General features: G+C 68.9%; 24 protein-coding genes. 7 read left to right on the top strand and 17 right to left on the bottom strand.

Going from position 1 to position 23,945, the window contains the following annotated elements:
• Window positions 1-27: 27 nt before the first annotated feature.
• Entirely contained in the window at window positions 28-702 is a 675-nt protein-coding gene (locus KHC19_RS01245; RefSeq protein WP_213350206.1) for a superoxide dismutase, read from the top strand.
• Here KHC19_RS01245 and KHC19_RS01240 read toward each other — a convergent pair.
• From KHC19_RS01240 to KHC19_RS01230, 3 genes are all read right to left on the bottom strand, one after another.
• Entirely contained in the window at window positions 699-887 is a 189-nt protein-coding gene (locus KHC19_RS01240) for a DUF1328 domain-containing protein (protein WP_213350205.1), read from the bottom strand. The genes KHC19_RS01245 and KHC19_RS01240 overlap by 4 nt on opposite strands.
• A 69-nt stretch (window positions 888-956) precedes the next feature.
• A complete protein-coding gene (locus tag KHC19_RS01235; protein ID WP_213350204.1) occupies window positions 957-2,306 on the bottom strand; it encodes an MFS transporter in 1,350 nt (449 codons plus the stop codon).
• 196 nt (window positions 2,307-2,502) lie between these two features.
• Window positions 2,503-3,420, bottom strand: coding sequence for an FkbM family methyltransferase (locus KHC19_RS01230; RefSeq protein WP_213350203.1), 918 nt, complete (start codon window positions 3,418-3,420; stop codon window positions 2,503-2,505).
• Window positions 3,421-3,679: 259 nt separating this feature from the next.
• Here KHC19_RS01230 and KHC19_RS01225 point away from each other — a divergent pair, with 259 nt between their 5' ends.
• Window positions 3,680-4,618 carry an aldose 1-epimerase family protein gene (locus KHC19_RS01225; RefSeq protein WP_213350202.1) on the top strand — a complete coding sequence of 313 codons (939 nt, stop codon included), beginning with the start codon at window positions 3,680-3,682 and terminating at the stop codon, window positions 4,616-4,618.
• 24 nt (window positions 4,619-4,642) lie between these two features.
• On the opposite strand, the gene KHC19_RS01220 is transcribed toward KHC19_RS01225, so the two are convergent.
• The 4 genes from KHC19_RS01220 to otsB are packed head-to-tail and all read right to left on the bottom strand — an operon-like array spanning window position 4,643 to window position 9,686.
• On the bottom strand, window positions 4,643-5,668 hold the full coding sequence (locus KHC19_RS01220) for a sensor domain-containing diguanylate cyclase (protein WP_213350201.1): 1,026 nt from the start codon (window positions 5,666-5,668) through the stop codon (window positions 4,643-4,645).
• 45 nt (window positions 5,669-5,713) lie between these two features.
• Window positions 5,714-7,153, bottom strand: a complete 1,440-nt coding sequence (gene otsA / locus KHC19_RS01215) for an alpha,alpha-trehalose-phosphate synthase (UDP-forming) (RefSeq protein ID WP_213350991.1) — start codon at window positions 7,151-7,153, stop codon at window positions 5,714-5,716.
• Complete coding sequence (locus KHC19_RS01210; protein WP_213350200.1) at window positions 7,138-8,934, bottom strand: glycoside hydrolase family 15 protein; 1,797 nt, start codon at window positions 8,932-8,934, stop codon at window positions 7,138-7,140. Before KHC19_RS01210 ends, otsA begins: the two co-directional genes overlap by 16 nt.
• Window positions 8,931-9,686, bottom strand: a complete 756-nt coding sequence (gene otsB, locus KHC19_RS01205) for a trehalose-phosphatase (RefSeq protein ID WP_213350199.1) — start codon at window positions 9,684-9,686, stop codon at window positions 8,931-8,933. Before otsB ends, KHC19_RS01210 begins: the two co-directional genes overlap by 4 nt.
• 309 nt (window positions 9,687-9,995) lie before the next feature.
• Between otsB and ettA the strand changes: the two genes are divergently transcribed.
• Complete coding sequence (ettA, locus tag KHC19_RS01200) at window positions 9,996-11,651, top strand: energy-dependent translational throttle protein EttA (RefSeq protein WP_213350198.1); 1,656 nt, start codon at window positions 9,996-9,998, stop codon at window positions 11,649-11,651.
• A 94-nt stretch (window positions 11,652-11,745) separates the two neighbouring features.
• Here ettA and KHC19_RS01195 read toward each other — a convergent pair whose 3' ends face one another.
• The gene (locus tag KHC19_RS01195) at window positions 11,746-12,606 is read right to left on the bottom strand and encodes an alpha/beta fold hydrolase (protein ID WP_213350197.1); all 861 of its coding nucleotides are present in this window, start codon (window positions 12,604-12,606) and stop codon (window positions 11,746-11,748) included.
• Between the two features lie 213 nt (window positions 12,607-12,819).
• Between KHC19_RS01195 and tam the strand changes: the two genes are divergently transcribed.
• Window positions 12,820-13,596: a trans-aconitate 2-methyltransferase gene (gene tam, locus KHC19_RS01190; protein ID WP_213350196.1), complete on the top strand. Its 777-nt coding sequence runs from the start codon at window positions 12,820-12,822 to the stop codon at window positions 13,594-13,596.
• Window positions 13,597-13,629: 33 nt separating this feature from the next.
• Here the strand turns inward: tam and KHC19_RS01185 are convergent, their stop codons facing one another.
• Window positions 13,630-14,109, bottom strand: coding sequence for a VOC family protein (locus tag KHC19_RS01185; RefSeq protein WP_213350195.1), 480 nt, complete (start codon window positions 14,107-14,109; stop codon window positions 13,630-13,632).
• 129 nt (window positions 14,110-14,238) lie between these two features.
• On the opposite strand from KHC19_RS01185, the gene KHC19_RS01180 reads away from it, so the two are divergent.
• Window positions 14,239-15,468, top strand: coding sequence for a lytic murein transglycosylase (locus KHC19_RS01180; protein ID WP_213350194.1), 1,230 nt, complete (start codon window positions 14,239-14,241; stop codon window positions 15,466-15,468).
• Between the two features lie 22 nt (window positions 15,469-15,490).
• Here the strand turns inward: KHC19_RS01180 and KHC19_RS01175 are convergent, their stop codons facing one another.
• The 3 genes from KHC19_RS01175 to prmB form a co-directional block, all read right to left on the bottom strand.
• Complete coding sequence (locus KHC19_RS01175) at window positions 15,491-15,631, bottom strand: hypothetical protein (RefSeq protein WP_213350193.1); 141 nt, start codon at window positions 15,629-15,631, stop codon at window positions 15,491-15,493.
• A 162-nt stretch (window positions 15,632-15,793) separates the two neighbouring features.
• The gene (blaOXA, locus tag KHC19_RS01170) at window positions 15,794-16,627 is read right to left on the bottom strand and encodes a class D beta-lactamase (protein WP_213350192.1); all 834 of its coding nucleotides are present in this window, start codon (window positions 16,625-16,627) and stop codon (window positions 15,794-15,796) included.
• Between the two features lie 116 nt (window positions 16,628-16,743).
• A complete protein-coding gene (gene prmB / locus KHC19_RS01165) occupies window positions 16,744-17,655 on the bottom strand; it encodes a 50S ribosomal protein L3 N(5)-glutamine methyltransferase (protein WP_213350191.1) in 912 nt (303 codons plus the stop codon).
• A gap of 128 nt (window positions 17,656-17,783) precedes the next feature.
• Between prmB and KHC19_RS01160 the strand changes: the two genes are divergently transcribed.
• Together KHC19_RS01160 and KHC19_RS01155 are read left to right on the top strand one after the other, a co-directional pair.
• The gene (locus KHC19_RS01160) at window positions 17,784-18,095 is read left to right on the top strand and encodes a hypothetical protein (RefSeq protein ID WP_213350190.1); all 312 of its coding nucleotides are present in this window, start codon (window positions 17,784-17,786) and stop codon (window positions 18,093-18,095) included.
• A complete protein-coding gene (locus tag KHC19_RS01155) occupies window positions 18,092-18,757 on the top strand; it encodes an O-methyltransferase (protein ID WP_213350189.1) in 666 nt (221 codons plus the stop codon). The genes KHC19_RS01160 and KHC19_RS01155 overlap by 4 nt, the downstream gene beginning before the upstream one ends.
• Before the next feature lie 244 nt (window positions 18,758-19,001).
• Here KHC19_RS01155 and KHC19_RS01150 read toward each other — a convergent pair whose 3' ends face one another.
• The 5 genes from KHC19_RS01150 to KHC19_RS01130 all read right to left on the bottom strand — a co-directional run bounded on the left by KHC19_RS01150 (window position 19,002) and on the right by KHC19_RS01130 (window position 23,736).
• Window positions 19,002-19,940: an SGNH/GDSL hydrolase family protein gene (locus KHC19_RS01150; protein WP_213350188.1), complete on the bottom strand. Its 939-nt coding sequence runs from the start codon at window positions 19,938-19,940 to the stop codon at window positions 19,002-19,004.
• 24 nt (window positions 19,941-19,964) lie between these two features.
• Window positions 19,965-20,747, bottom strand: a complete 783-nt coding sequence (locus tag KHC19_RS01145; protein ID WP_343207627.1) for an SGNH/GDSL hydrolase family protein — start codon at window positions 20,745-20,747, stop codon at window positions 19,965-19,967.
• Window positions 20,748-20,763: 16 nt separating this feature from the next.
• A complete protein-coding gene (locus KHC19_RS01140) occupies window positions 20,764-21,954 on the bottom strand; it encodes an OpgC family protein (RefSeq protein WP_213350989.1) in 1,191 nt (396 codons plus the stop codon).
• Window positions 21,955-22,036: 82 nt separating this feature from the next.
• A complete protein-coding gene (locus KHC19_RS01135) occupies window positions 22,037-22,627 on the bottom strand; it encodes an HdeD family acid-resistance protein (RefSeq protein ID WP_213350187.1) in 591 nt (196 codons plus the stop codon).
• Window positions 22,628-22,830: 203 nt separating this feature from the next.
• Window positions 22,831-23,736 carry a LysR substrate-binding domain-containing protein gene (locus KHC19_RS01130; RefSeq protein ID WP_213350186.1) on the bottom strand — a complete coding sequence of 302 codons (906 nt, stop codon included), beginning with the start codon at window positions 23,734-23,736 and terminating at the stop codon, window positions 22,831-22,833.
• Between the last annotated feature and the right edge of the window lie 209 nt (window positions 23,737-23,945).

Below are 23,945 nucleotides of genomic sequence, written 5' to 3'. Positions count from 1 at the left end.
TCAGGAGCCGTCCCGAAGGAGCCCGTCATGATCTCACGTCGCACCCTGCTTGCCGCGGCCGGTGCCGCTGCCGCCGCCGGCCTTGCCCGTCCGCATCTCGCCCGCGCCGCCGCGCCGTTCCAGCAGCCGCCGCTGCCCTATGGCGAAGATGCGCTGGCCCCTACCATATCCGCGCGAACCGTCGGACTGCATTACGGCAAGCATCACAAGGCCTATTTCGACAAGCTGAACACCCTCGTCACCGGCAAGCCCTATGCCGATATGGAGCTGGAGGAAGTGATCCGCCGCGCGAAGGCGGACAAGGCGGCCCCGGTATTCAACAATGCCGGCCAGGCGTGGAACCACAATTTCTACTGGCAGCAGTTCAAGGAGGGCCCGGCCGCGCCGCCCGCCGCCTTCGTCGAGGCGGCCACCCGCGATTTCGGCGGCATCGATCCGTTGAAGGCGAAGATCGTCGAGACCGCCGACGGCGTGTTCGGCACCGGCTGGGCGTGGCTGGTGGCGGACAACGGCAAGCTGGAGGTGCTGGGCCTGCAGGACGCCGGCAATCCCATCGCCGAGGGCAAGACGCCGCTGCTCGGCATCGATGTCTGGGAGCACGCCTATTATCTCGATTGGGAGAACCGGCGCACCGCGCATGTGAAGGCGCTGCTGGACGAGCGGGTGAACTGGGGCTTTGTCGGCGAGCGCCTCGCGGGTTAGACCGGGCTCGGCGTCGTCATGGCACGGTCGACGAGCATGGCGAGGCCGATCAGAGCCAGGAAGCCGAGGAAGAACAGGCCGAACAGGATGAAGGAGATCCGTCGCGCCAGCGCCGAGACGCCGGTGAAGCCGATGCCGCCGGCGATCAGCGAGACGACGAGGAAGATGACGGCGTATTTCAGCATCGGCGGATCTCCATCGGGCAGGGCCATGCGGGCGCAACGGTAACCTGCGCGTCGCGCGAGGGTTCCGCCTCACGCGCCGTCGGAGCGCCCGTCCTGCGGCGCCAGCACCGGGTCCTGCGCCGCCAGCGCCGGCGAAAGGGGAGGAGGTTCCTCGCCGGTGATGTCGGCGATCACCGGCTCGGCCGCCATGCCGGCCGCCGGCGCGGCAACCACCTCCGGCGTCTGCACCATGCCGGTCGGCGAGCAGGTAACCGTCTCCGACGTCTTGGTGTTGAGCGGCGCTTCCTTGTGCCAGGTCAGCCGCCACTGCACGAAGATCAGCAGCAGCAGGTAGCAGGCTGCGGTGAAGAAGAAGAGCGCTCCCGGCCCCCAATGCAGCATGCCCACCGAGGCGACGGAGGGGCCGAGCACGGAGCCGACGCCATAGGCGAGCAGCAACCCCGCCGCGGTCTCCACCGCTTCCGCCGGCGGGGTGCGGTCATAGGCGTGGGCGGCGGCCAGCGAATAGGCGGGCAGGGTGAGGGCGCCATAGAGAAAGGCCAGGCCGGAGAGACCCCACAGCCCCAGCGGCAGCGCGCCCAGCACCACGCCGGCGACCATGCCGCCGGCGACGATCCAGGACAGGATGCGCCGCCGGTCCATGCGGTCGGAGAAGAAGCCGACCGGCCACTGGGCGATGGCGCCGGCCACCACGGCGGCGCTCATGAAGGTGGCGGCGCCGTCGGCGGTCAGTCCGCGTCCGATGCCGAAGATCGGCCCGAGCGACCATAGCGAACCGTTGGTGAGGCCGACGACGAAGCAGCCCACCACCCCAACCGGCGCCGCGCGCATCAAGCGCAGCGGGCGGATGCGCGCGGTCTCGATCGGTGCCGGCTGGCCGGAGCCGGTCATCGCCACCGGCAGCGTCGCCAGCGAGAACAGGATGGCGGCGACGGCGAACAGTTCGAAGCCGCGCACCGGCGACAGGGTGATCATCATCTGGCCGGCGGTCAGCGCCACATAGTCGACGATGACATAGGCGCTCATGACGAAGCCGCGGGTCTGGTTGGTGGCGCGGTCGTTCAGCCAGCTCTCGATGACGAGGTAGAGCCCGGCGAAGCAGAAGCCGGTGATGGCGCGCAGCAGGAACCAGACGCTCGGCTCGATCCAGAGCGGATGCGCCAGCATCGCCGCCACCGCCCCGGAGGTGAGCACGGCGAAGGCGCGGATATGGCCGGTTCGCCGCACCAGGCGGGGCACGATCAGGCAGCCGCCGACGAAGCCGAGATAGTAGCTCGATCCGAGCACGCCGAGGCTGACGGCGCTGAAGCCCTCGAAGGCGCCGCGCAGCGGCAGCAGCGTGTTCTGCAGGCCGCTGCCGGTCACCAGGAAGAACACGCCGAGCAGCAGCGCGGCGACGGGGCCGAGGGTCTTGGCCATGGCGGATCCGGTCAGGTCGAGAGGCGAGGGACGCAGCGTAACGTCGAGATCGGCTGCAGGATTCAGATCCCACATTTCGCGCCTTGCTACTATTGGCTTTTTGGCCTTTTTTCCCTATCGGACGATGGATCGCTCCAGCCCGTCCTTCCGGCGAGCGGCGGCCGGCCGGGCACCTTGCCGCGTGAGGCCGGGAGGCTCAGCTCATCAGCCCGATGTCGCGATAATGGCGGAACTGGCTGGGGTGGCCGTAGAACGTGTTGACCCCGGACGGCGCCTCCGCGATCTCCAGCCGGTCGCCGCTTCGCCTGAGCATCGCATAGCCGTGCTGCTTCATGGTTTCGACGGCCAGCGGGATGGCATGGCCGCATTCGGCCATGACCAGCGGCCGGTGCTGGTGCAGCAGCTTGGCGGCGCCGACCATCGTGTGGCCTTCATAGCCCTCGGTGTCGATCTTGATGGCGACGATCTTCCGGCGCTTCAGCGTGGAGGGCGCATCGGCGGCCCATTGGTCGAGCGTCGTCACCGGCGCGGTGAACGGGTGCAGGCGGAACGAGGTGATCTCGAATCCGTTGGCCTCGGCGAAGAACAGCGTGTTCCGCACATAGCTCTCGATATCGACGCGCGTCGATGCCGTCGTGAGCGCGCTGTTGATGCGGTCGCCGTTCAGCACCGACAAATGGAAGGTGATGGTGCCGGCCCGGTCGGAGATCCCGGTGCTGAACGATTCATAGCGTTTCGGGTGTCGCCAGCGATGCAGCAGGCCGCCGGGCGGCGGGTTGATGCGCTCCGCCAGCGCCTCGAGCACCCGCGCATACATCGGGATCGGCTCGAACGACACCACCGCGGCTTTCGAGCCCGCGCGCCAGATCGAGGTGGCCGAATAGCCGAAATTCGCGCCGACATCGAGAATGGTGGTGCGGGGGGCGGTGAGGTGCCGGAAGACCAGATAGTCGTCATCATGCACGTCGGGACGCGCGAGCAGTTCGTCGACCACCGAGGGGCTGACATCGGAGCGCGGCATCGTATCGAGAACGATGTCGGGCGATCGTTCGCCTCGCTCGAAGTAACGATGGAGAATGTCGGCGATGTCTTCGGGACCAAGGACGGCGGGCATGGATGTCTGTCGCTTCCTTGCGCACGGAACGGCAAAATCATGCAACCGAAAGGCGCGGACGGCAATCGTAATTCGTGGATATCCTCCGTCTATTCATTCGCGTTGATCTGCTTAGACTATATGAATTCCAATGTAGTTTTTTCGAAAACTTTGCAATGCAATATATTTCTTCGCGCTTGCGAAGGGCGGGTGCCTTCCGATGGTCGCCCGCGCGGGAATCGCGGTAGTCTCGGGCGAGATGAAGCGAGCGGAGATCGCCATGAGCGTCGAACCGACACCTAACGCTGCCGTCGCGGGGGATGTGGAAGCGGCGGTTTCCATCGCCTCCGATCATCTGTCGGCGCAGGTCGCTCCGCTCGGTGCCGAGCTGGTCCGCCTGCGCGACGCGCAGGGGCGCGATCTGCTCTGGCATGGCGATGCCGCCTTCTGGAGCGGGCGGGCGCCGCTGCTGTTCCCCATCGTCGGCCGGCTTCCGGGCGACGAACTGGTGCACCGCGGACAGCGCTACAAGATGCTGCAGCATGGTCTCGCCCGCCGCCGGGTCTTCACCCTCCTGGAAAAGACCGAGTCCTCGGCGACCTTCGGCCTCGATGCCGATGCCGAGACCCGGGCGCAGTACCCGTTCGATTTCGCCTTGCGCGTCACCTACGCGCTGGCGGAGGCGACCCTCCTCATCACCGCCACCGTTTCCAATCCCGGCGCCGAGCCGTTGCCGGCGAGCTTCGGCTTCCATCCGGCCTTCCTCTGGCCCTTGCCCTATGGCGGCAGCCGTGCCGAGCACCGGCTGGTGTTCGAGAAGGCGGAGGTGGCGCCGATCCACCGTCCGGTCGGTGGCCTGCTCTCGGCCGCCACCGAGCCGAGCCCGCTCATCCATGGCGATGTGCTCGAGCCGACCGATGCCCTGTTCGAGCGCGACGCGCTGATCTTCACGGCGCCGCGCTCGCATCATGTGCGCTTCGGCGTAGCGGGCCTGCCGGGGCTGGAGGTGGCGTTTCCCACCATGCCGCAGCTCGGCATCTGGTCGAAGCCCGGCGCCCCCTTCCTGTGCATCGAGCCGTGGCACGGCTATGCCAGCCCGGAAGGGGCCTCCGGCGAGTTCACGGACAAGCCGGGCCTCGTGCATGTCCCGCCGGGCGGCACGCAGGGTTTCGCCATGTCGGTGCGCTGGCTGCCCGATGTCGGGCGCATCGAAGCCTGACGGCGGCCGCGGCGTCGCGCCCGGCTAGTTGACGCTCGCCTCGGCGCCGTCGCCGACCACGCGGTCGCGCCCGGCGCGCTTGGCGGCGTAGAGCGCGGCGTCGGCGCGGGCGATCAGGCCGAGCCCGTCTATCGCGTCGCCGGGCTGCGCCGCCACGCCGATGCTGACGGTGACGAGGCCGTTCTCCGGCCGGGGAATGCCGGCCGCGACGAGCCGGTCGCGGGTGCGCGCCGCCACTTCCATCGCGCCGGCGAGGTCGCTGCCGGGCAGCAGCATCACGAATTCCTCGCCGCCATAGCGGGCGAGGGTGTCGCCCTGGCGCAGGGCCACGCCGGCAAGCGCCTCGCCGACCCGTCGCAGCACCATGTCGCCGGCGAGGTGGCCGAGCTGGTCGTTGATGGTCTTGAAGCGGTCGACATCGATGAGCAGCGCCGCCAGCGGCTCGCCGCTGCGGTTGCAGATGCCGGCGGCCTGCAGCAGCGCGTCGTCGAAGCCGCGGCGATTGGCGAGGCCGGTCAGGGCGTCGATGCGCGATTCCGCGGTCAGCTCCTCATTGCGCTGCGCCAGCGCCACGGCGTCGACGGCGATGGCCGCGAGCGCCTCGAGCGGGGCGAAGTCGAAGGGAGCCGTCGGCGGCGCCGGCTCGCGACGCATCACGCAGAGCGAGCCGATCGCAAGGTCGGGCGCGGCGATCAGCGGCACCCCGGCATAGAAGCGCAGCGGGATCTTCGGCACCACGGGATGGCCCTCGAAGCGCGGGTCGCTTTGCAGGTCTGGCGACATCAACGGCGCGCCGGTGGAGATGATGTGCTGGCACACCGACAGCTTGCGGTCGATGGCGGTGCCGACCAGCGGCGCGCTCAGCGATTTCATCCATTGGCGGTGCGCGTCGACGAAGCTGAGGAAGGCGACGTCCGCCTCATAGACGTGCTGGGCGAGCCAGGCCAGCCGGTCGAAGCGCTCGTCGCCCGGCGAGTCCATCATCCGGCAGGCTTCCAGCACGGCCAGTCGTTCGGCTTCATTCACCGGATCGGGAGGAACCTGCCACATATGTCGCCGAGAGGTTGAGAGGCGGGAAGGCGCGCCGCTGGCCGTCTACCGTCGGCTGCGCGGTTTCTTCGCAGGGGGAGGACTGCCCACAGGTTCGACGTCGGCACCATAGTCGTCAACCCCCGACAGGTCGTGCAGGAAGCTTTCGCACCACCGGTGGATGGTGTTGCGCGCCACCTTGTCCATATTGGCCCGCCAGCGGTCGCGGCGCTCGTCGAGCGGCATGGACAGCGCCGTGTCGAGCGCGTCGGCCATGCCCTCCACGTCGTAGGGATTGACGATCACCGAGCCCGAGAGCTCGTCGGCCGCGCCCGCGAAGCGCGAGAGCACCAGCACGCCGGGGTCCTCGGGGTTCTGCGCCGCCACATATTCCTTGGCGACGAGGTTCATGCCGTCGCGCAGCGGCGTCACCACGCCGAGCCGGGCGGTGCGGTAGATGGCGGCCAGCGTCGCGCGCTGGAACGGCCGATTGAGGTAGCGCAGCGGTACCCAGTCGAACTCGGCATATTCGCCGTTGATCGAGCCGGCGAGCTCCTCCAGCTCGCGGCGCAGCGCCCGATACTCGGCCACCTCGCCGCGGCTGAACGGAGCGATCTGCATCATGGTGACGGTGGAACGGCGCTCCGGGTGGCTCTTCAGCAATTCGCCGAAGGCGGCGAACTTGTTCGGCAGGCCCTTGGAATAGTCCAGCCGGTCGACGCCCACCGCCAGGGCCCGCCCGGCGAGGCTGGCCTCCAGCCGCTCCTCGTCCTCGCTGCCGGCCGCCGCCTGCGCGTCGCGCACGAAGGCGTCGGCGTCAATGCCGATCGGGTAGGTGGCGACGCGGAAGCGCCGGTCGCGCAGCCCCACCACGCCGCCCGGCGCGATCCAGCCGCGCGCCTCGCTGGACACATAGGTGAGCAGCGCCCGCACGTCGTGCTCGGTCTGCAGGCCGACCAGATCGTAGCGCGACAGGTCCCGCACCAGCGCCGCATGCGAGGGCAGGGTGAGGAACACCTCGGGCGTCGGCCAGGGGATGTGGTGGAAATAGCCGATCCGCCCCTCGAAGCCGAGCGCGCGCAATTCGCTGGCCAGCGGGATGAAGTGGTAGTCATGCACCCAGACGATGTCGTCGGGCTTCAGGAGCGGCATCAGCGCCCGGGCGAAGGTGGCGTTGACGCGGCGATAGCCTTCCCACTCGGTGCGGCGGAAGTTCAGCAGGCCGAGCCGGTAATGGCACAGCGGCCACAGCGTGCCGTTGGCATAGCCGGCATAGTGGTCGCGCTGGTCCTCGGGATCGAGCGTCTGCAGCGCATAGGTCACCTTGCCGGAGCGGAAGATCTTGGGCTCGGCCGGCGGGTCGACCTGGGTCTCCCCGCTCCAGCCGAACCACACCCCGCCGCGCTTGTTCAGCGCTTCGCGCAGCGCGACGGCCAGTCCACCCGCCTTGGCCCCGCGCTCCTTCGGCGAGGCCACCCGGTTCGATACGATTACGAGCCGCGCCAGAACGCTTCCTCCCATGTTTTCGACAGGCGCATCGCCGTGTCGATAAGCCCCACCATCGAATAGGTCTGCGGAATGTTGCCCCACAGCTCCAGCGTCTGGTTGTCGATGTCCTCGGAGAGCAGCCCGGCCTCGTTGCGGCGGTCGAGCAGGCTCTGGAACATCTCGCGTGCCTCGTCGCGGCGGCCGATCATGTCGAGCGCGCCGGCATACCAGAAGGAGCAGATGGTGAAGGACGTCTCCGGCAGGCCGAAATCGTCCTCGCTGGCATAGCGCATCAGATAGCCGTTGCGCTTGAGCTCGCTGCCGACCCGCTCCACCGTGGCGATGAAGCGCGGGTCGTCCGGCCGCACGAAGCCGAGATCGGCGATCAGCAGCAGGCTGGCGTCGATCTGCCCGTCGACATCGGCGTCGACGAAGCTGTTCATCTTCTCGTTCCAGGCGAAGGAGAGGATGCGGGTGCGGATCGAGGTCGCCTGCTCCTTCCAGTAGGTGGCGCGATCCGGCAGGTCGAGCACCCGCGCGATGCGGGCGAGACGCGCGCAGGCGGCCCAGCTCATCACCGACGAGAAGGTATGCACCCGCCGCTTGCCGCGCAGCTCCCACAGGCCGGCATCCGGCTCGAAGGCGAATTCCGCCGCCCGCGCCCCGACGCCTTCCAGCAATTCGAACAGTGCCCGGTCGCCGCGATTGGGCAGGCGATGGTCGAAGAACATCTGCGCCGCCGCCAGCACCACATGGCCATAGCCGTCGTTCTGCACCTGCTCGGCCGCCTGATTGCCGACGCGCACCGGCCCCATGCCGCGGAAGCCGGGCAGGGCGGGGGCGAAGCGTTCCTCCAGCGGCGTGCCGGGCACGATGGAATAGACCGGCGCCAGCCGCCCGGAAGGCTCGGAGGCGATCACGGTGGTGAGGTAGCGGATATAGTCTTCCATGGTGCGGGTGGCGCCGAGCAGGTTCAGCGCCCGCACGGTGAAATAGCTGTCGCGCAGCCAGCAGTGCCGGTAGTCCCAGTTGCGGATGGAATGCGGCGCCTCGGGGATCGAGGTGGTCAGCGCCGCGACGATGCCGCCGGTCTCCTCATAGGCGCACAGCTTCAGCGAGATGGCGGCGCGGATCACCGCGTCCTGCCATTCGAAGGGGATGGAGAGATAGCGGACCCAGTCGTGCCAGTAGTCGCGCGTCTTCTCTTCGAAGGAGCGCGCGGTGTCGGTGAGCGAATTGGCGAACGGCTCGTCCGGCCCCAGCACGATCGTCGCGGCCCTGCCGAGGACGAAGGGGCGCTCCTCGGCGATGTAGACGATCGGCAGGTCGGTGGTGGCGCGCACGGTGAAGTCTTCGCCGGAAAAGCGCATGTGGTTGGAGCCGCGCACCGGTTGCGGCTTCTGTTCGCCCCAGTTGAAATGCGGCCGCAGGCGGATGGTGACGCGGCAGGTGCCGGCCAGCGGCTCGATGCGCCGCACCAGGGTCGCCGGGCGGTAGATGCGGTCATAGAGCTTGAAGCGCGGGGCGAAGTCGGTGATGCGCAGCTTCGCGCCGTCGGCGCTCTCCAGCACCGTCTCGATGATGGCGGTATTGGCCTGGTAGCGGCGGGTCGCCTTCACCTGCCCGTCCAGCACCACGTCGAAGAAGCCGCCGGCCGGCTCCTCGCCGCCGAGCAGCGCCGAGAAGATCGGGTCGCCGTCGATGCGCGGCCAGCAGCACCAGGCGATGCGCCCGTTCGGATCGACCAGCGCCGCGATGGTGCCGTTGCCGATGGCGGCGAGGTTGAGATTGGAGCTCATCGCGTGGCCTCCGCCGTCCCGAGGGTCTCGGCGGCGACCGAGGCGAGCCAGAAACGCACCTCCTCCGGCCCGTCGAGGCGGAAATCCGCCTGGTCGGTCGGGCGTGGTCCCACCGCCACCGCGAGGCCGCCCGCCGCCTTGACGGCGCCGAAGCCGTCCTCATCGGTCACGTCATCGCCGAGGAACACCGGCAGCCGGCCGGCGAAGGGCGCGGTCTCGAGAAAGCGCTTCACCGCCGTGCCTTTGGTGAGGCCGATCTGGCGGATCTCCACCACGAAGCGGCCGGCCAGCAATTCGACATCCGAGCCGAGCCGGTTGGTGATGACGGCGATCGTCGCCTTCACCTCTTCCTCGAATTGCGGCACCGCGCGGTAATGCACCGCCAGCGACAGCGGCTTGTGCTCCAGATAGACGCCCGGCCAGGCCGTCAGCGCCGTATCGAGCTCCGTCTCCAGTCGCTTGCGCCATGCCGGGATGGCGAGCGGCACCGCCTTGCCATCGGCCTTCAGCCGCAGCTCCGCGCCATGCTGGCCGGCGGCGGCGAGGCGGGCGGGCGCGAAGCGCCGGTCCATCCATTCGATGGTGCGGCCGGAGACCAGCGCGACGGCGCCGGCGAACGTCGTCTGCAACCGCATCAGCAGCGTCGGCAGGCCCTCGGGGATGGTGATCCCTTCGGGATGGTCGGCATGCTCGATCAGCGTGCCGTCAATGTCGAGAAAGAGGGCCCAATCCGATCGGGGCGTGGGGTGCATGCCTTATCCTGATGCCGTCTCGATCAACCGTCGTGTCGGTCTATAGCCGCCCCCGGGCCGATCAAGGAGGTAATGAAATGCAGGGCGCCGCTCCGGGCTTCGGCGCGGCCCTCGTTAACGCATGGCCGTCGACGGCGTTCCGTTACCGATGGAAAAAATCCCGCGCGCTGCCGGCGAGGGCCGACGGCCTTGCCGCTGGCCGGCACGAAGGTTACATAGCGGCCGACCTCACATTTCCCGCTTCGGCACTCCGCAAGGCCGCGCGTCGCGCGGTCGGCACCCCAAGGCTCGGCATCCAAGGTTCGGCTCATGGCTTCCTACCAGTACGTCTACCACATGCACGGCATGACCAAGGCCTATCCGGGCGGCAAGAAGGTGCTGGAGAACATCCATCTCTCCTTCTACCCCACGGCCAAGATCGGCGTGCTCGGCCCCAACGGCTCGGGCAAGTCGACCCTGCTCAAGATCATGGCCGGCATGGACAAGGATTTCACCGGCGAGGCCTGGGTCGCCGAGGGCGCCCGCGTCGGCTACCTGCCGCAGGAGCCGGCGCTCGATCCCACCAAGACCGTGCGCGAGAACGTCATGGAGGGCGTCGGCAAGCAGAAGGCGATCCTCGATCGCTACAACGAGCTCGCCATGAACTATTCGGACGAGACGGCGGACGAGATGACCGCCCTCCAGGACGAGATCGAGGCGCAGGGCCTGTGGGACCTCGACAGCAAGGTCGACCAGGCGATGGATTCGCTCGGCTGCCCGCCTGACGACGCCGACGTCACCAAGCTGTCGGGCGGCGAGCGCCGCCGCGTCGCGCTGTGCCGGCTGCTGCTGGAGCAGCCCGAGCTCTTGCTGCTCGACGAGCCCACCAACCATCTCGACGCCGAGACCACCAACTGGCTGGAAGGCCATCTGCGGAACTATCCGGGCGCGATCCTGATCGTCACCCATGACCGCTACTTCCTCGACAACGTCACCGGCTGGATCCTCGAGCTCGATCGCGGCCGCGGCATTCCCTATGAGGGCAACTACTCCTCCTGGCTGGCGCAGAAGCAGAAGCGCATGGCGCAGGAAGGCCGCGAGGAAGAGGCCCGCCAGCGGGCGCTGGCCGCCGAGCAGGAGTGGATCTCCGCCTCGCCCAAGGCGCGCCAGGCCAAGAACAAGGCGCGTATCCAGCGCTATGACGAGCTGGTCCGCAAGGCGGCCGACAAGGCGCCGACCACCGCGCAGATCATCATCCCGGTGGCCGAGCGCCTCGGCAACAACGTCATCGACTTCGACGGCCTGAAGAAGGGCTTCGGCGACAAGCTGCTGATCGACGACCTGTCCTTCAAGCTGCCGCCGGGCGGCATCGTCGGCATCATCGGCGCCAACGGCGCCGGCAAGACCACGCTGTTCCGCATGATCACCGGCGCCGAGAAGCCGGATGCCGGCTCGATCACCATCGGCGAGAGCGTGAAGCTCGGCTATGTCGACCAGAGCCGCGACGCCCTCGACGACAAGAAGACCGTCTGGGAGGAGATCTCCGGCGGCAACGAGGTGCTGTATCTCGGCAAGCGCGAGATCAATTCGCGCGGCTATTGCTCGGCGTTCAACTTCAAGGGCGGCGACCAGCAGAAGAAGGTCGGCATGCTGTCGGGCGGCGAGCGCAACCGCGTCCACCTCGCCCGGATTCTGCAGCAGGGCGCCAACGTCCTTCTGCTGGACGAGCCGACCAACGACCTCGACGTCGAGACGCTGCGCGCACTGGAAGAGGCGCTGGAGGACTTCGCCGGCTGCGCGGTCATCATCTCGCATGACCGCTTCTTCCTCGACCGCATAGCCACCCACATCCTCGCCTTCGAGGGCGACAGCCATGTGGAGTGGTTCGAGGGCAACTTCGCCGATTACGAGGAGGACAAGAAGCGTCGCCTCGGCACGGATTCGATCATCCCGCACCGGCTGAAGTACAAGAAGTTCACCCGCTGAGAGAGGGGCGGCCCGCCGCTCCGGCACGACCGAAAGCCGGCACGGATCGCCCCGTGCCGGCTTTTTTCATGGCGGGTCTCCTTCCCGGCGCGCGCTATCCGGCATGCACGCGGCCGAGGAAGTCGCGGACCAGCGGCAGCGCCGCGTCGAAATGGGTCTCCAGCAGCCAGTGCCCGGCGCCGTCGATGAGATGCAGTTCCGCCTCCGGCACATCGCGCCGATAGGCCAGCGCCGCTTCCGCCGGCATGTAGCCGTCCTTCGGCCCCCATACGATCAGGGTGGGCGGCTGATATGCGCGCAGATAGGCCTGGTAGCGCGGGAACCAGGCCAGATTCTCCTCCAGCTTCTCCATCAGCCCGAGCGAGAGCGCCCGCCGCGCCGGCGTGTCCATCAGCGGCCAGTGCAGCTTCCAGAGGTCCGGCGGCACGCGCTCGGCGATCTGCGCATCGACCTCGCCGATGAATTCGTGCCGGAAGCCCTCCTCGCTCACGGCCTCCTCCAGCACGCGATGCGCCTGCGGCGACTTCTCCGCCCAGTAGCGCTGGATCGCCGCATATTTCGGCCCCAGCGCGTCCGCGTAGATGTCACCGTTCTGGATGATCAGCGCCGCGATGCGCCCGGGATGGGCGATGGCGTGCCGCAAGCCGATCTGCGAGCCATAGTCGTGCAGCCACAGCGCGTAGCGCGAGAGGCCGAGCCGGTCGGTGAAAGCGGCGAGGAAGCTGGCATAGGCGTCGAAATCATAGCCGAAGCTGTCCGGCGTCGCGCTGTAGCCGAAGCCGGGAAAATCCGGCGCCAGCGTGCGCCAGCGGTCGGCGAGCGCCGGCATCAGTCGTCGGAACTGGTAGGAGGAGCCGGGATAGCCGTGCGGCAGCAGCAGGGCGGGGGCGTCGCGCGGGCCGTCCTCGCGGTAGAAGATCGCGGTGCCGTCGAGATCGATGTCGAGGTGACGCATGAAGCCTCCCGTCGCGGCCGAAGCCTGCGCATGAAGCTCGCGCACGAAGCCTGCGCATGCCGGGCCAACGGCAGGCGGAAGCGATGGTTCCCTTGCGGAGGATCGGGTCACGGCCCGTCGGGGCCGGCGCCATCCCGCGTTCTTGCGGGGCGGCTCTTGGCCTCGTCCCACGCATGCGGCATGTTCCCGCCACCTCATCGATACGGCAGGCCCATGCGCAGCTCCACCGAAGACTGGAACCCCGCCCTCTACCTGAAATTCGCCGACGAGCGCACGCGGCCCTCGCGGGACCTGCTCGCACAGGTGCCGCTCGAGGCGCCGCGCCGGGTCGTCGATGTCGGTTGCGGGCCGGGCAATTCCACCCAGCTTCTGGCGGAGCGCTGGCCGGGCGCCGAGGTGATCGGCCTCGATTCGTCACCGAACATGGTGAAGCAGGCCGGCGAGCGCCTGCCGGCCGCGCGCTTCGAGGTGGCGGATGTCGCGACGTGGCAGCCGGAACCCGGCACCGACCTGATCTTCGGCAATGCCGTGTTCCAGTGGGTGCCGGATCATCCCGCCGTCCTGCACCGTCTTCTGGCGGCGCTGCCCGAGGGGGGCGTGCTCGCCGTGCAGATGCCCGACAATGTCGCCGAACCCTCGCATGTGCTGATGGCCCGGACGGCGGCGGAAGGGCCCTGGGCGAGCAAGATCGCCGGCGCCACCCGCGACGAGCTGCCGGAGGTCGGCGCCTATTATGATCGGCTCAAGTCCGAGGCGCAGCGGGTCGAGATCTGGCACACCCACTACCAGCACGCGCTCGACGGCGCCGCCGCCATCGCCGAATGGTTCAAGTCGACGGCGCTGCGCCCCTATCTCGATCCGCTCGACGCCGCCGAGCGCCAGGCCTTTCTCGCCGCCTACACGGCGCGCCTCGCCGAGGCCTATCCGGCGCGGGTGGACGGCAAGGTACTGCTGCGCTTCCCGCGGCTGTTCATCGTCGCGGTGCGCTAGGGCCGGCGAGGCGAGGGGGCTGAGGCGGGGGGCTCACGCCCCCGCGGCCGCCTTCTCCAGCGCGGCGAGGTCGATCTTCGTCATCTCCATCATCACCGCCATCACCCGCCGCGAGATGGCGGGGTCGGCATGCGCCTTCTCGACCAGTTCCTGGCTGTTGACCTGCCAGGACAGACCGAAGCGGTCCTTCAGCCAGCCGCAGGCCTGGTACTGGCCGCCGGCGCCGAGCTTCTCCCAGTAGAAGTCGATTTCCTCCTGCGTCCGGCAGTCGATCAGGAACGAGGTCGCCTCGCTGAGCTTGAACATCGGCCCGCCATTGATGGCGCCGAACTTCACGCCGTCGAGCTCGAACAGCACCGCCAGCACCTGGCCCTCCCGCTCGGGGTCGATCCCGGAATAATGCGCCACCGTGAGGATGCGCGAATGGGGGAACACCGAGACGTAGAAGTTCGCCGCCTCCTCCGCCGTGCCGTCGAACCACAGATAGGGGGTGATCGCCTGCTTCAGTCCCATCGTCTCTCTCCCGTTGATCGCCGGCGTCGCGCCGGCGCTTCAAGGACGTCCGGCGGCGCGCCGATCCGACAGCCGTGCCTGAACCGGCGGTGATTTTCCACATCGCCCCCGCTGGGCTACATAGGGCGCATGCGCATCCTGACCCGCTTCGCCGCCTGCACCCTGTCCCTGCTTGCCCTCGTGGCGGCATCGGCCCCCGCCCGCGCGGACGCCGCCTTCGACCGCTGGCTGGCGGCGCAATGGCCGGCGGCGCAGGCGATGGGCATCTCCCGCGCCACCTTCGAGCGCGAGACGAGGGGGCTGGAGCCGGACTATTCGCTCCCCGACCTCGCCATTCCCGGCAAGCCGCAGAAGCCGGGGGCGCAGGCCGAATTCGTGCAGACCCCGGCCGCCTATCTCTCCGACAAGGCGATCGCTTCCTATGCATCCCGCGGACGCAAGCTGGCGGCGCAGTACCGGGGCGAACTCGCCGCCATCGAGAAGCAGTTCGGCGTGCCGGGTTCGATCCTGCTCGCCATCTGGGCGCGCGAGACGTCCTATGGCGGCGCCAAACTGAACCATGACGCGCTGCGGGTCGTCGCCACGCAGGCCTATGTCGGCCGTCGCAAGGATGAGTTCCGCGCCGAATTCCTCGCCGCGCTGAAGATCCTCGACGAGGGGCATGTGAAGCGCGCGGAGATGAAGAGCTCCTGGGCCGGCGCCATGGGCCTCACCCAGTTCATGCCGACCGGCTATCTGAAGTACGGCGTCGACCTCGACGGCGACGGCACGGCCAATATCTGGACCTCGGTGCCCGAGGCGCTGGCCGCCACCGCCAGCCTGCTGCGCGAGGAGGGCTGGCAGCCCGGCAAGCGCTGGGCCTACGAGATCACCGTGCCGGCCGGCTTCGATTGCACGCAGGCCGAGCCGGCGGTGACGCTCACCCTCGCCGACTGGCTGAAGCGCGGGGTGAAGGTCGCCGATGGCCGCCGCATCCCGCCCGCGGCGATGAAGGACAAGGCCTCGATCATCATGCCGGCCGGTCCGTTCGGCCCCGCCTTCCTGACGCCGGCCAACTATTTCGCGCTGAAGAACTACAACTTCGCCGATCTCTACGTGCTCTATGTCGGCCATCTCGCCGACCGCATCGAGGAGGACCGCCCCTTCGCGCAGCCCTGGCAGGAGATCGCGCTGGTGAAGACCCGCGACCTCGAATTCATGCAGCAGGTGCTGACGCGGCAGGGCTTCTACGGCGAGAAGATCGACGGCAAGGCCGGCATGAAGACCCGCGCCGCGCTCGGCGCCTATCAGAAGGCCAATGGCCTGCCGCTCGATTGCTGGCCCGATGCCGCCGTGCTGAAGCACATGCGCGGCGGGTGAGGAACCGCGCCGACCCGTCCCGCTAGTCGGCCGGCATCCGGGCCAGCGCCAGCCGGCCGGCCGGGACCGCCGGGCCGTTCGGATCCTCGGGCGGATGCGCCACCACGAGACTCGCGGCGACGACATAGGCGCAGGCGACGACGATGAGCATGCGGGCGTTCATGTGGTTCTCCCCCCGGTCGGCCGCCACGGCGGCAATCCGTGGGAGAAAACCTAGCCGGGGTCGCCGCGCGCCGACATCATCCGCGGGAGAGGGACGCCTGACACATCGATATCGCGCCCTCATCCTTTGGTTGGCGGCGCCATACCCCGCGCGCCGCCGGCGTCACTTCACCGCGTCCAGCAGGGCTGGCAGTTCGGCGAGCAGGGCGTCCCGCGCCCGCCAGCTGGTCGGCGTGTCCTGCCGCGCGGCGTCGCGGTCGAGCCGGGCGAAAGCCACCGAGCGCCCGTCCTTCGTCGCCCAGCCGACGAACCAGCCATAGGGCTTGCCGCGCACCAGCTTGCCCTTGGCATCGCGCGCGAAGCCCATGCCGGTCTTGCCGTGCACCTCCCAGCCATTCGCCGTGGTGCCGACGCGGATGATTTCCGCGGTCATCGCCACCGCCTGCCTCGATACCGGCAGTTCCCCGCGCAGCATGCGGGAGAGGAAGCCGAGCTGTTCCCGGGGCGAGATGTCCAGCGAGGTGGAGAGCCAGGATTCGGTCAGCCCGTCCTTCCGGCCCTTGTTGCCGGAGACGTCCTCGTTGCCGTAGCCGAAGCCCTCGACATAGCGGCGGAAGCGCTCCATGCCGAGCGCGCGGGTGATCTCCTGCGAATACCAGACCACCGATTCCTTCATCCAGTAGGTGGGGTCGACATCCGCCTTCCATTCCTTGCGCCAGGCCGGATAACCCGGCTTGTAGGGCCAGCTCGGCTGGTGCGCGTCCTTGAGGATGCCGGCGTCGTAGCCCATCAGCGCGATGGGGATCTTGAAGGTGGAGGCCGGGCTCACCCGCTGCTCGCAGCCGGGGCCGTCCTGCTTCAGCACCTTGCCGGTCGCCACATCGGCAAGCGCGGTGCATAGCGTCGCCGCCTGGGCCGGGGCCGCCAGCAGCAGGACGGGCAAGGCGAGGGTGGACAGGGCGAGGACGGACAGGGCGAGGGGGAGGGGGCGGCGCATGGTTTCCTCTCGGGCGATGGCGTTGCCCGGCAGGACACGTCGGTCTCGTGGCGGAAATCCGGCCGGCGCCGGATAGTCGCGCCCTTGTCCCCATGAGCGCGAAGAGGCCGCCCGGTTCACCGCGCGGCGGCGAAATCCGTGGCCGCCAGCCAGAACACCTCGCCCTCGCTGTCCTCGGTGTCGAGCCACAGGAAGGGCAGATGCGGGTATTCGGCCTCGAGGATCTCCCGGTCGGTGCCGATCTCGCAGATGAGGCCGCCGTCGCGGGCGAGGTGCTTCGGCGCCTCCTCGAGGATGCGCCGGACGATGTCGAGCCCGTCCGGCCCGCCGGCGAAGGCCAGCATCGGCTCGTGGCGGTGTTCCGGCGGCAGCGCCGCGCAGGTCTTGGCGTCGACATAGGGCGGGTTGGTGATGATCAGGTCGTAGCGCCTGCCCTTCAGCGGCGCGAACAGGTCGCCCTGGTGCAGGCGCACCCGCCCTTCCATCTCGTGCAACGCCACGTTCTCCGCCGCCAGCGACAGCGCCTCGGGCGAGAGGTCGACCGCGTCCACCTCGGCATTCTTGAACAGCATCGCCGCGAGGATGGCGAGGCAGCCCGAGCCGGTGCACAAATCGAGCACCCGTCCGATCGCCTCCGGCTCCGGCACCAGCGCGAAGCCCTCGCCGCCGAACAGGTCGCCGGCCAGCAATTCGCCGATGAAGGAGCGCGGCACGATCGCCCGCTCGTCGCTCTTGAACGGCACGCCGCGAATATAGGTGCGGCCCATGAGATAGGCCGCCGGCCGGCGGGTGCGGCAGCGCTCCTCGATCAGCCCGGCGAGGCGGGCGCGCTCGCCCCCCGTCAGCCGGCAGTCGAGCCAGGGGTCGAGCTCGTCCACCGGCAGGTGCAGCGCCTCGAGGATGATGAAGGCGGCCTCGTCGAGCGCGGTGGTGGTGCCGTGGCCGAAGCCGAGCTCGGCGGCATTGAAGCGGCTGATGGCGTAGCGCAGGAAATCGCGCACCGTGTGGAGGTCTGCTTCCGCGCTCACCGGGATTCTCCTCTGGGGTCGCGGTCTAGCAGCATGGCCGGCGCGCGAAAGCAAGTTGTTGCGAAAGCGTGTGGCGTGGCGCCCCGGAAAATGAGAGGAATGGAGGGGAATCGCGCGGAGAGCATGCCATGGCCGCCAAGCCGTCGACCGGCCCCACCGACAAGTCGTCCGAAGAGATCGTTTTGCACATCGACCGCTCGGTGGCGGTGGTGCTGTTCGAGTTCCTCTCCCGCACCGTCGACGACGGGGACGGCGACGCGCTCGCCGAGTTCGTCGAGGACGAGGCGGAGGTGCCGGCGCTGTGGGCGCTGCTCGCCGGCCTCGAGAGCGTGCTGACCGAGCCGATGGCGATAGACTACGAGAAGAAGGTGCTGGCCGCCCGCGAGGCGGTGATGAAGCGCTTCGGCGGAGCCTTCTCGGATCGCGGCGACGACGAATGACCCACGAGGTCTGGTCGCAGGTCGACACCTGGATCGAGGACACGCTGCTGCCGCCCGATCCGGCGCTGGCGGCGGCGCTCGAAGCCAGCGACGCCGCCGGGCTGCGGGCCATCAATGTCGCGCCGAACCAGGGCAAGCTGCTGATGCTGCTGGCGCTGATGCGCGGCGCCCGGCGCATCCTGGAGATCGGCACCCTCGGCGGCTATTCCACCATCTGGCTGGCGCGCGCTTTGCCGGCGGATGGCCGGCTCGTCACGCTGGAATTCGATCCGCATCACGCCGAGGTGGCGCAGGCCAATATCGCCCGTGCCGGGCTGGCGGACCGGGTCGAGGTCCGCGTCGGTCCCGCCCGGGCGACGCTGGCGGCGATGATCGCGGCGGGCGAGGCGTCGTTCGACCTCGTCTTCATCGACGCCGACAAGCCGAACAACCCGCATTACCTCGAGGCGGCGCTCGCTTTGTCGCATCCCGGCACGGTGATCGTCGCCGACAATGTGGTGCGCGACGGCCGCGCCGCCGACCCCGCGAGCACGGACGAATCGGTGCTGGGCATCCGCCGCTTCATGGAAAGGGTCGCCGCCGAGCCGCGCCTCGTCGCCACCGCCGTCCAGACGGTCGGCTCCAAGGGCTATGACGGCTTCGCCCTCGCGCTGGTGGTGTGAAGCCGCCCGCCGCCCCCGTTACACGTATGGACCGGCGCTCGCCCCGCGCTACCGGAGTCGTCCGCCTTCCCGCGCCGCTCCCCTCTCGCCCCACCCATGGAAGCCTCGCCTTCCCGCGTCACATGGCTGGACAGGCGCTCGGCTCCCTCTCCCCATTGGGGAGAGGGATGGGGTGAGGGGGAACACCGGCCCAGTGAGGCGCGGGGTATCCCGCGTCAACCCATCGAGGGGCTCCGAACCGCCCCTACGGCGTCGCCGTGCTGTCCGGCAGGCCTTCCGGCGCCGGGCCGGTCGTGGCCGGGTTCGAGGTCTTCCCGGTCGGCGCCGCCGCGCCGGGAATGGCGGTGCCGGTCATCGCGGCGCCCGCCTTGGCCGGCTTGGCGAGCGAGGCCGGGCCGCTCACATCGGCCGAGCGCAGCTGGCTGTCCACATTGGCCGCGAGCGATCCGCCAAGGCCCTTGGCGAAGCACTCATAGCCGAAATCGTTCATGTGGAAGCCGTCCTTGAAGGTGAAGGCGTCGAAGGCCAGCCCCTTGGCTTCGTGCCATTCGCGCATCAGCGCGAAGCGGTGGAACACGCCGATCCCTTCCTCGTCGGCGACGCGCTGCTGCAGCCGCAGCATGTCGAGCGCCTCGGCATCGCCGATCACCTTGGGCGAATATTGCGGATCGATGATCACGATGTCGGCGCCGAGCGCCCGGGTGCGGGCGATCGCCTCGCGCAGCAGCGCCTCGGCGGTGTCGAGCCCGTTGGCGCGGAACAGCGCGTTCACCCCGGCCTGCCACAGCACCAGGGTCGGCTTCTCCTCGGCGACGTCCTTGTCGAAGCGCGCCAGCATTTCCGGCGCGTCCTGGCCGTTGATGCCGCGATTGACCACGGTGAGGTCGATGCCCGGGAAGCGCTGGCGCAGCGCCGCCTCCAGCCGGCTCGGATAGCTCGCCGCCCGCGAGCTCGCCCCCGCCCCGGCGGTGGAGGAGGAGCCGATGGCGACGATCTTCACCGGCGTGCCCTCGCGCAGCGCCTTGGCGAAGCGCGGCAGCGGCTGGCTGAGCCGTGTCAGCGCCACATTGCCGGCCGGGCAGCTCGGCGCCAGCAGCGGCGTGGCGCCCGCCGGCAGCGGCAGGAGCGGTATGGCGAGCGAGGCGGCGAGGAGGCCCGGAAGCGCGAGGCGGGTCAGGTGCATCGTGGCGGATGTCGGGGTTCGGGGTTAGCGGGAGCCGAGGGTTCTCTTGTCGACGCCGTCGGCGATCATGCCGACCAGCAGACGGCCGATGCAGCTGTGCACCTCGTCGAACAGCGTCGGCGACGGGCGGTCGGCATCGAGGTCGAATATCCCCTCGTCCTGCCAGTACAGCATGATGTCGTAACGGTCGAAGAACGGCACACCGTTGCCGCGCGCGGTCCAGCGCAGCGCGGTGGTGTAGGGCGCGACGTCGAAGGCGAAGGAGGTGCGCGGGCTGTATTGCGGGCCGACCACGATCACGTCGGTCTTCGCCTCGTGGGCGAGGCGGATGCCGTCGCCCACCGCGTCGCCGAAGGCGCCGGTATCGACGCCGAGGATGGCGTCATAGGTGCCGGTCTGCCAGATCAGCAGCGCGGGCTTGTTGACGCGCAGCAGGTCGGGCAGCACGGTGAGAATCGCCTGCGCGGTGGCGCGCGGCTGGTTCTGCGTCGCCACCACCACGCCGCCGTCGGGATAGCGGGCGCGCAGGATTTCCTCGATATAGCTGGGGAAGCGCCGCGGCACCGCGTCCTTGGCGGCGCCGGTGCTCTTGGCCGGCTTCTTGTCGCTCGTGGCCGAGGAGTTGATCACCAGGATGGTGGTCGGCGTCTTGTCGTCGAGCGACTTGGCGAGGCGGGGCAGCCCGAAGCCGGCGCGGGTGAGCTCGGAGGGCGCGGCGCAAACGGGCTCGGCCCGGGCCGGAGCGGCAGCGCCGCCCGCCAGGAACGCCATGCAGGCCAGTCTCAGTCCCAGCGTCGTGCGTTTCACGTCGGATCCGCGCCGTCTACCCATATTTCCGCGCGGCCATCTCGCGCTCCACGCGAGCATACCACGACAACAGCACGGAAAGAGCCACCATAAGGGAGATGCCCGCCACGCTCATGATGAACTGCATGGCCAGCGAGCTATCGATCTCGTTCAACACGAAATGTGCGGCGAAAGAAAGGAAGACCCCGAAGCAGAACACTTCCAGCGAGTTCTGCCCGCACAGGATCATCGGGCGCAGCAGCGGCCAGCGCAGCCAGCGCGCATCCACCGGCACCAGCTTCACCACCACCACCGCCAGGGCGAGGAAGTGCAGCAGGCGCAGCGGCGAGAGGTCGGTCTTGCTGATCGGGTAGATGAGGGCGCCGATCGCTTCCGGCACCAGCCCTTCCAGCGGGCGCCACCACCAGCTCACCACCACCGCCAGCGAGACGGCGAGATAGGCCACCGCCGCCGCCACGACGAAGCGGTTCTGGATCAGCCCGCCGAGCCGGTCGCTGCCCCCGAGCCCGCACCAGCCGCCGAACACGAACAGGAATTGCCAGCAGAACGGGTTGAAGAACCACATCCGGTCGTCGGGATAGCCGGCCAGGTTGAAGCCGAGATTGAGCGCCAGCGCATAGGCGGCGAAGGAGACGGCGAGCGTCGCGTCCGGCCAGCGCTTCAGCATCCACAGCACCGGCGGGAAGCCGGCGAGCAGCACGATGTAGAGCGGCAGCACGTCCATGTTGGCGGGCCGGAACTTCAGCAGCAGCGCCTGCACCAGCGCCACGTCCGGCTCGGAGAGGAACTGCAGCGCGCCCATCTCCTCGGCATAGAGCGGGTTGGAGAAGGAGCCGACGACGTAGGAGATCTCGGCGAGATAGATCACGAACAGGAAGATGAAGGCGATGTAGAGCTGCCAGGCCCGCCGCAGGATGCGCGCCGACGTCACCAGCGTGCCGGAGCGGTCGATCTCGCGGCCATAGACCATGGCGGCGGTGTAGCCGGAGATGAAGACGAAGATCTCCGTGGCGTCGGAGAAGCCGAAATTCCGGTTGGTGATCCAGTTCACCACATTGTTGGGGATGTGGTTGAGGAAGATGAACCACAGCGCCAGCCCGCGGAACAGGTCGAGCCGCAGGTCGCGCCCGCTCCGCGCCGGCGGGGCCGGGGCGGTGCCCGGCGCGCCGCCGGCGGCCGGCGGCGAAGAGGCCGGCTCCGGCGACACGGCGGTCGACGTAGCCGGCGTCCCGGTCGGCTGTTCCTGCGCGACACGTCGGGCGGTGGCGCTCTGGCTCACGAAACCTCGCTCACGTCTTCTTCAGTCCGAAGCCGAGCATCAATACGGTGAAGCCGTTGAAAATGAGGTCGATGCCGAGGAACAGGCCGAGAATCCACATGGAATTGATCGGCCACTGGATGGTGATCTCGACGCCGAGGAGGATGGCGATCACCGCCGAGAACAGGATCCAGCCCCAGCCGGCGGCGGGGCGCAGGCGAAAGGCGGCGATCAGCCGGAAGATGCCGCCGACGATGAGCGCCACCCCGAGCAGCAGGGTCAGCACGGCGGCGGCGAGGTCGGGATTGGTGAAGGCGATGACGCCGGCCACCAGATAGAGCAGGCCGTCGAGCAGCCAGAAGAAGAAGCCGCCCCAGCCCTTCACCGCGAAGGCGTGGAAGATCTGGGCGATGCCGCCCACCACCATCATCGCGCCGATGTAGTAGACCGAGACCAGCGTGCCGACCACCAGGCCGTAGGAGCTGCCGAGCGCGATGGCGCCGGCGATGATCAGCAGGATGCCGAGGGCGACGAACCACCCCCACTTGGCGCGCAGTTCGTGCAGATGGCCGGCGAGCGAACCGGCGGGCGTGGAGGGGAAGGAATCGGTCGGGGTCGACATCGTGTCTCGTCCTTCATGCTGGCGCCACGCCGGCGGATCGCAAACGCGTCATCCCGTCTCCGGGTTCCGGCGCGTGGCTGGTGGGCAGAGGTATCTTAGGCCGTATCCGCGCAAAGCGGCAGTCTTGGTCGCACGGCCGCCGCGAGAAGGTGGGGATGGGGCCGCCGCCCGCTGCCCGGCAACCGCGACGTGAGGCCGATCCGTCAGGATCCGCCGGCCGCCGGCTGCGCCATCCCGCAGATCCAGTCGAGCGTCGCCCGGTAGCGCTCGCGTATCTCCCGGGAGCGGCAGGCGAGGTGATAGCTGAAGATGCCGGGCACCGAGAGCTCGAACAGCCGCACCAGCGAGCCGTCGGCCAGATAGTCGCGCACCAGCAGCGAGCGCGCCATGGCGATGCCCTGGCCCGCCAGCGCCCCGCGCACGGTCAGGGCGACATCGTCGAGCATGATCGACTGCTGCGGATAGACGATCGGCAGCCCGGCCCGCTCGAGCCACAAATTCCACGTCACCCGCGAATGCAGCAGCAGCGGCGCCTCGTGCATCCGCTCGAGGCTGATGGCGGGATGGCGTTCGAGGAAGCCGGGGCTGCAGACGGGAAACACCTCTTCCTCGGCGATCTTCTCCGAGATCATCCCCGGCACCTCGCCGGTGCCGTAGACCAGCGCCACGTCGACATCATCGGCGCAGGCCTCCGACAGGTCGGGCAGGCTGCGGATGCGCAGCGCCACCCCGTCGAGCCGCCGGGCGAGTTCGGACAACCGGGGCATCAGCCAGTGCTCCATCAGGCCGATCTGCACGGCGAGATTGAGCACGGCCGGACGCGGGATCGCCGCCTCATGGGCGACGGCATAGGCGTGGCTGAGATAGTCGAGCGCGCGGCGGGTCTCCGCCAGCAGCGTGCGGCCGACCTCGGTCAGCGCCATCCGGTTGCCCTGGCGCAGGAACAGCGGCTGGCCGATCGCCTCCTCCAGCCCGCGGATCTGGTGGCTGATGGCGCTGTGGGTGATGCACATCTCCTCCGCCGCCAGGGAGAAGCTGCCCAGCCGGCCGGCGGCCTCGAAGCAGCGCAGCGCCTGCAGCGTGGGCAGCGAGCGATAGGGAGGGGTCATGGCGCACCATCTCGAACGCGTCGGAGACGGCAGCCATGCGGCCGCTGCGCCGCACTGTCAATTCGCCTCACATCCGGGTTGAAAATTGGTCAATTGCGACGTCTCGTGCCGCTGCCCTATGAAGCAGGCAAACAAATGCCGCGCCACGATCGTCGCATCGGGCGTGAGCCGCGCAGAGCGAAACGTTCGGCGCGCCGGATCACATAATA

Origin of the sequence: Ancylobacter oerskovii, assembly GCF_018390555.1 — a bacterium.
Taxonomy (GTDB): domain Bacteria; phylum Pseudomonadota; class Alphaproteobacteria; order Rhizobiales; family Xanthobacteraceae; genus Ancylobacter; species Ancylobacter oerskovii.
This window is presented reverse-complemented; position numbering and strand designations above follow the sequence as displayed.

What these genes read in the sequence shown, in the direction of transcription:
- KHC19_RS01245 (WP_213350206.1), top strand. Translation starts at nt 28, where the DNA reads ATGATCTCACGTCGCACCCTGCTTGCCGCGGCCGGTGCCGCTGCCGCC.
- KHC19_RS01240 (WP_213350205.1), bottom strand. Translation starts at nt 887, where the DNA reads ATGCTGAAATACGCCGTCATCTTCCTCGTCGTCTCGCTGATCGCCGGC.
- KHC19_RS01235 (WP_213350204.1), bottom strand. Translation starts at nt 2,306, where the DNA reads ATGGCCAAGACCCTCGGCCCCGTCGCCGCGCTGCTGCTCGGCGTGTTC.
- KHC19_RS01230 (WP_213350203.1), bottom strand. Translation starts at nt 3,420, where the DNA reads ATGCCCGCCGTCCTTGGTCCCGAAGACATCGCCGACATTCTCCATCGT.
- KHC19_RS01225 (WP_213350202.1), top strand. Translation starts at nt 3,680, where the DNA reads ATGAGCGTCGAACCGACACCTAACGCTGCCGTCGCGGGGGATGTGGAA.
- KHC19_RS01220 (WP_213350201.1), bottom strand. Translation starts at nt 5,668, where the DNA reads ATGTGGCAGGTTCCTCCCGATCCGGTGAATGAAGCCGAACGACTGGCC.
- KHC19_RS01210 (WP_213350200.1), bottom strand. Translation starts at nt 8,934, where the DNA reads ATGAGCTCCAATCTCAACCTCGCCGCCATCGGCAACGGCACCATCGCG.
- otsB (WP_213350199.1), bottom strand. Translation starts at nt 9,686, where the DNA reads ATGCACCCCACGCCCCGATCGGATTGGGCCCTCTTTCTCGACATTGAC.
- ettA (WP_213350198.1), top strand. Translation starts at nt 9,996, where the DNA reads ATGGCTTCCTACCAGTACGTCTACCACATGCACGGCATGACCAAGGCC.
- KHC19_RS01195 (WP_213350197.1), bottom strand. Translation starts at nt 12,606, where the DNA reads ATGCGTCACCTCGACATCGATCTCGACGGCACCGCGATCTTCTACCGC.
- tam (WP_213350196.1), top strand. Translation starts at nt 12,820, where the DNA reads ATGCGCAGCTCCACCGAAGACTGGAACCCCGCCCTCTACCTGAAATTC.
- KHC19_RS01185 (WP_213350195.1), bottom strand. Translation starts at nt 14,109, where the DNA reads ATGGGACTGAAGCAGGCGATCACCCCCTATCTGTGGTTCGACGGCACG.
- KHC19_RS01180 (WP_213350194.1), top strand. Translation starts at nt 14,239, where the DNA reads ATGCGCATCCTGACCCGCTTCGCCGCCTGCACCCTGTCCCTGCTTGCC.
- KHC19_RS01175 (WP_213350193.1), bottom strand. Translation starts at nt 15,631, where the DNA reads ATGAACGCCCGCATGCTCATCGTCGTCGCCTGCGCCTATGTCGTCGCC.
- blaOXA (WP_213350192.1), bottom strand. Translation starts at nt 16,627, where the DNA reads ATGCGCCGCCCCCTCCCCCTCGCCCTGTCCGTCCTCGCCCTGTCCACC.
- KHC19_RS01160 (WP_213350190.1), top strand. Translation starts at nt 17,784, where the DNA reads ATGGCCGCCAAGCCGTCGACCGGCCCCACCGACAAGTCGTCCGAAGAG.
- KHC19_RS01155 (WP_213350189.1), top strand. Translation starts at nt 18,092, where the DNA reads ATGACCCACGAGGTCTGGTCGCAGGTCGACACCTGGATCGAGGACACG.
- KHC19_RS01150 (WP_213350188.1), bottom strand. Translation starts at nt 19,940, where the DNA reads ATGCACCTGACCCGCCTCGCGCTTCCGGGCCTCCTCGCCGCCTCGCTC.
- KHC19_RS01135 (WP_213350187.1), bottom strand. Translation starts at nt 22,627, where the DNA reads ATGTCGACCCCGACCGATTCCTTCCCCTCCACGCCCGCCGGTTCGCTC.
- KHC19_RS01130 (WP_213350186.1), bottom strand. Translation starts at nt 23,736, where the DNA reads ATGACCCCTCCCTATCGCTCGCTGCCCACGCTGCAGGCGCTGCGCTGC.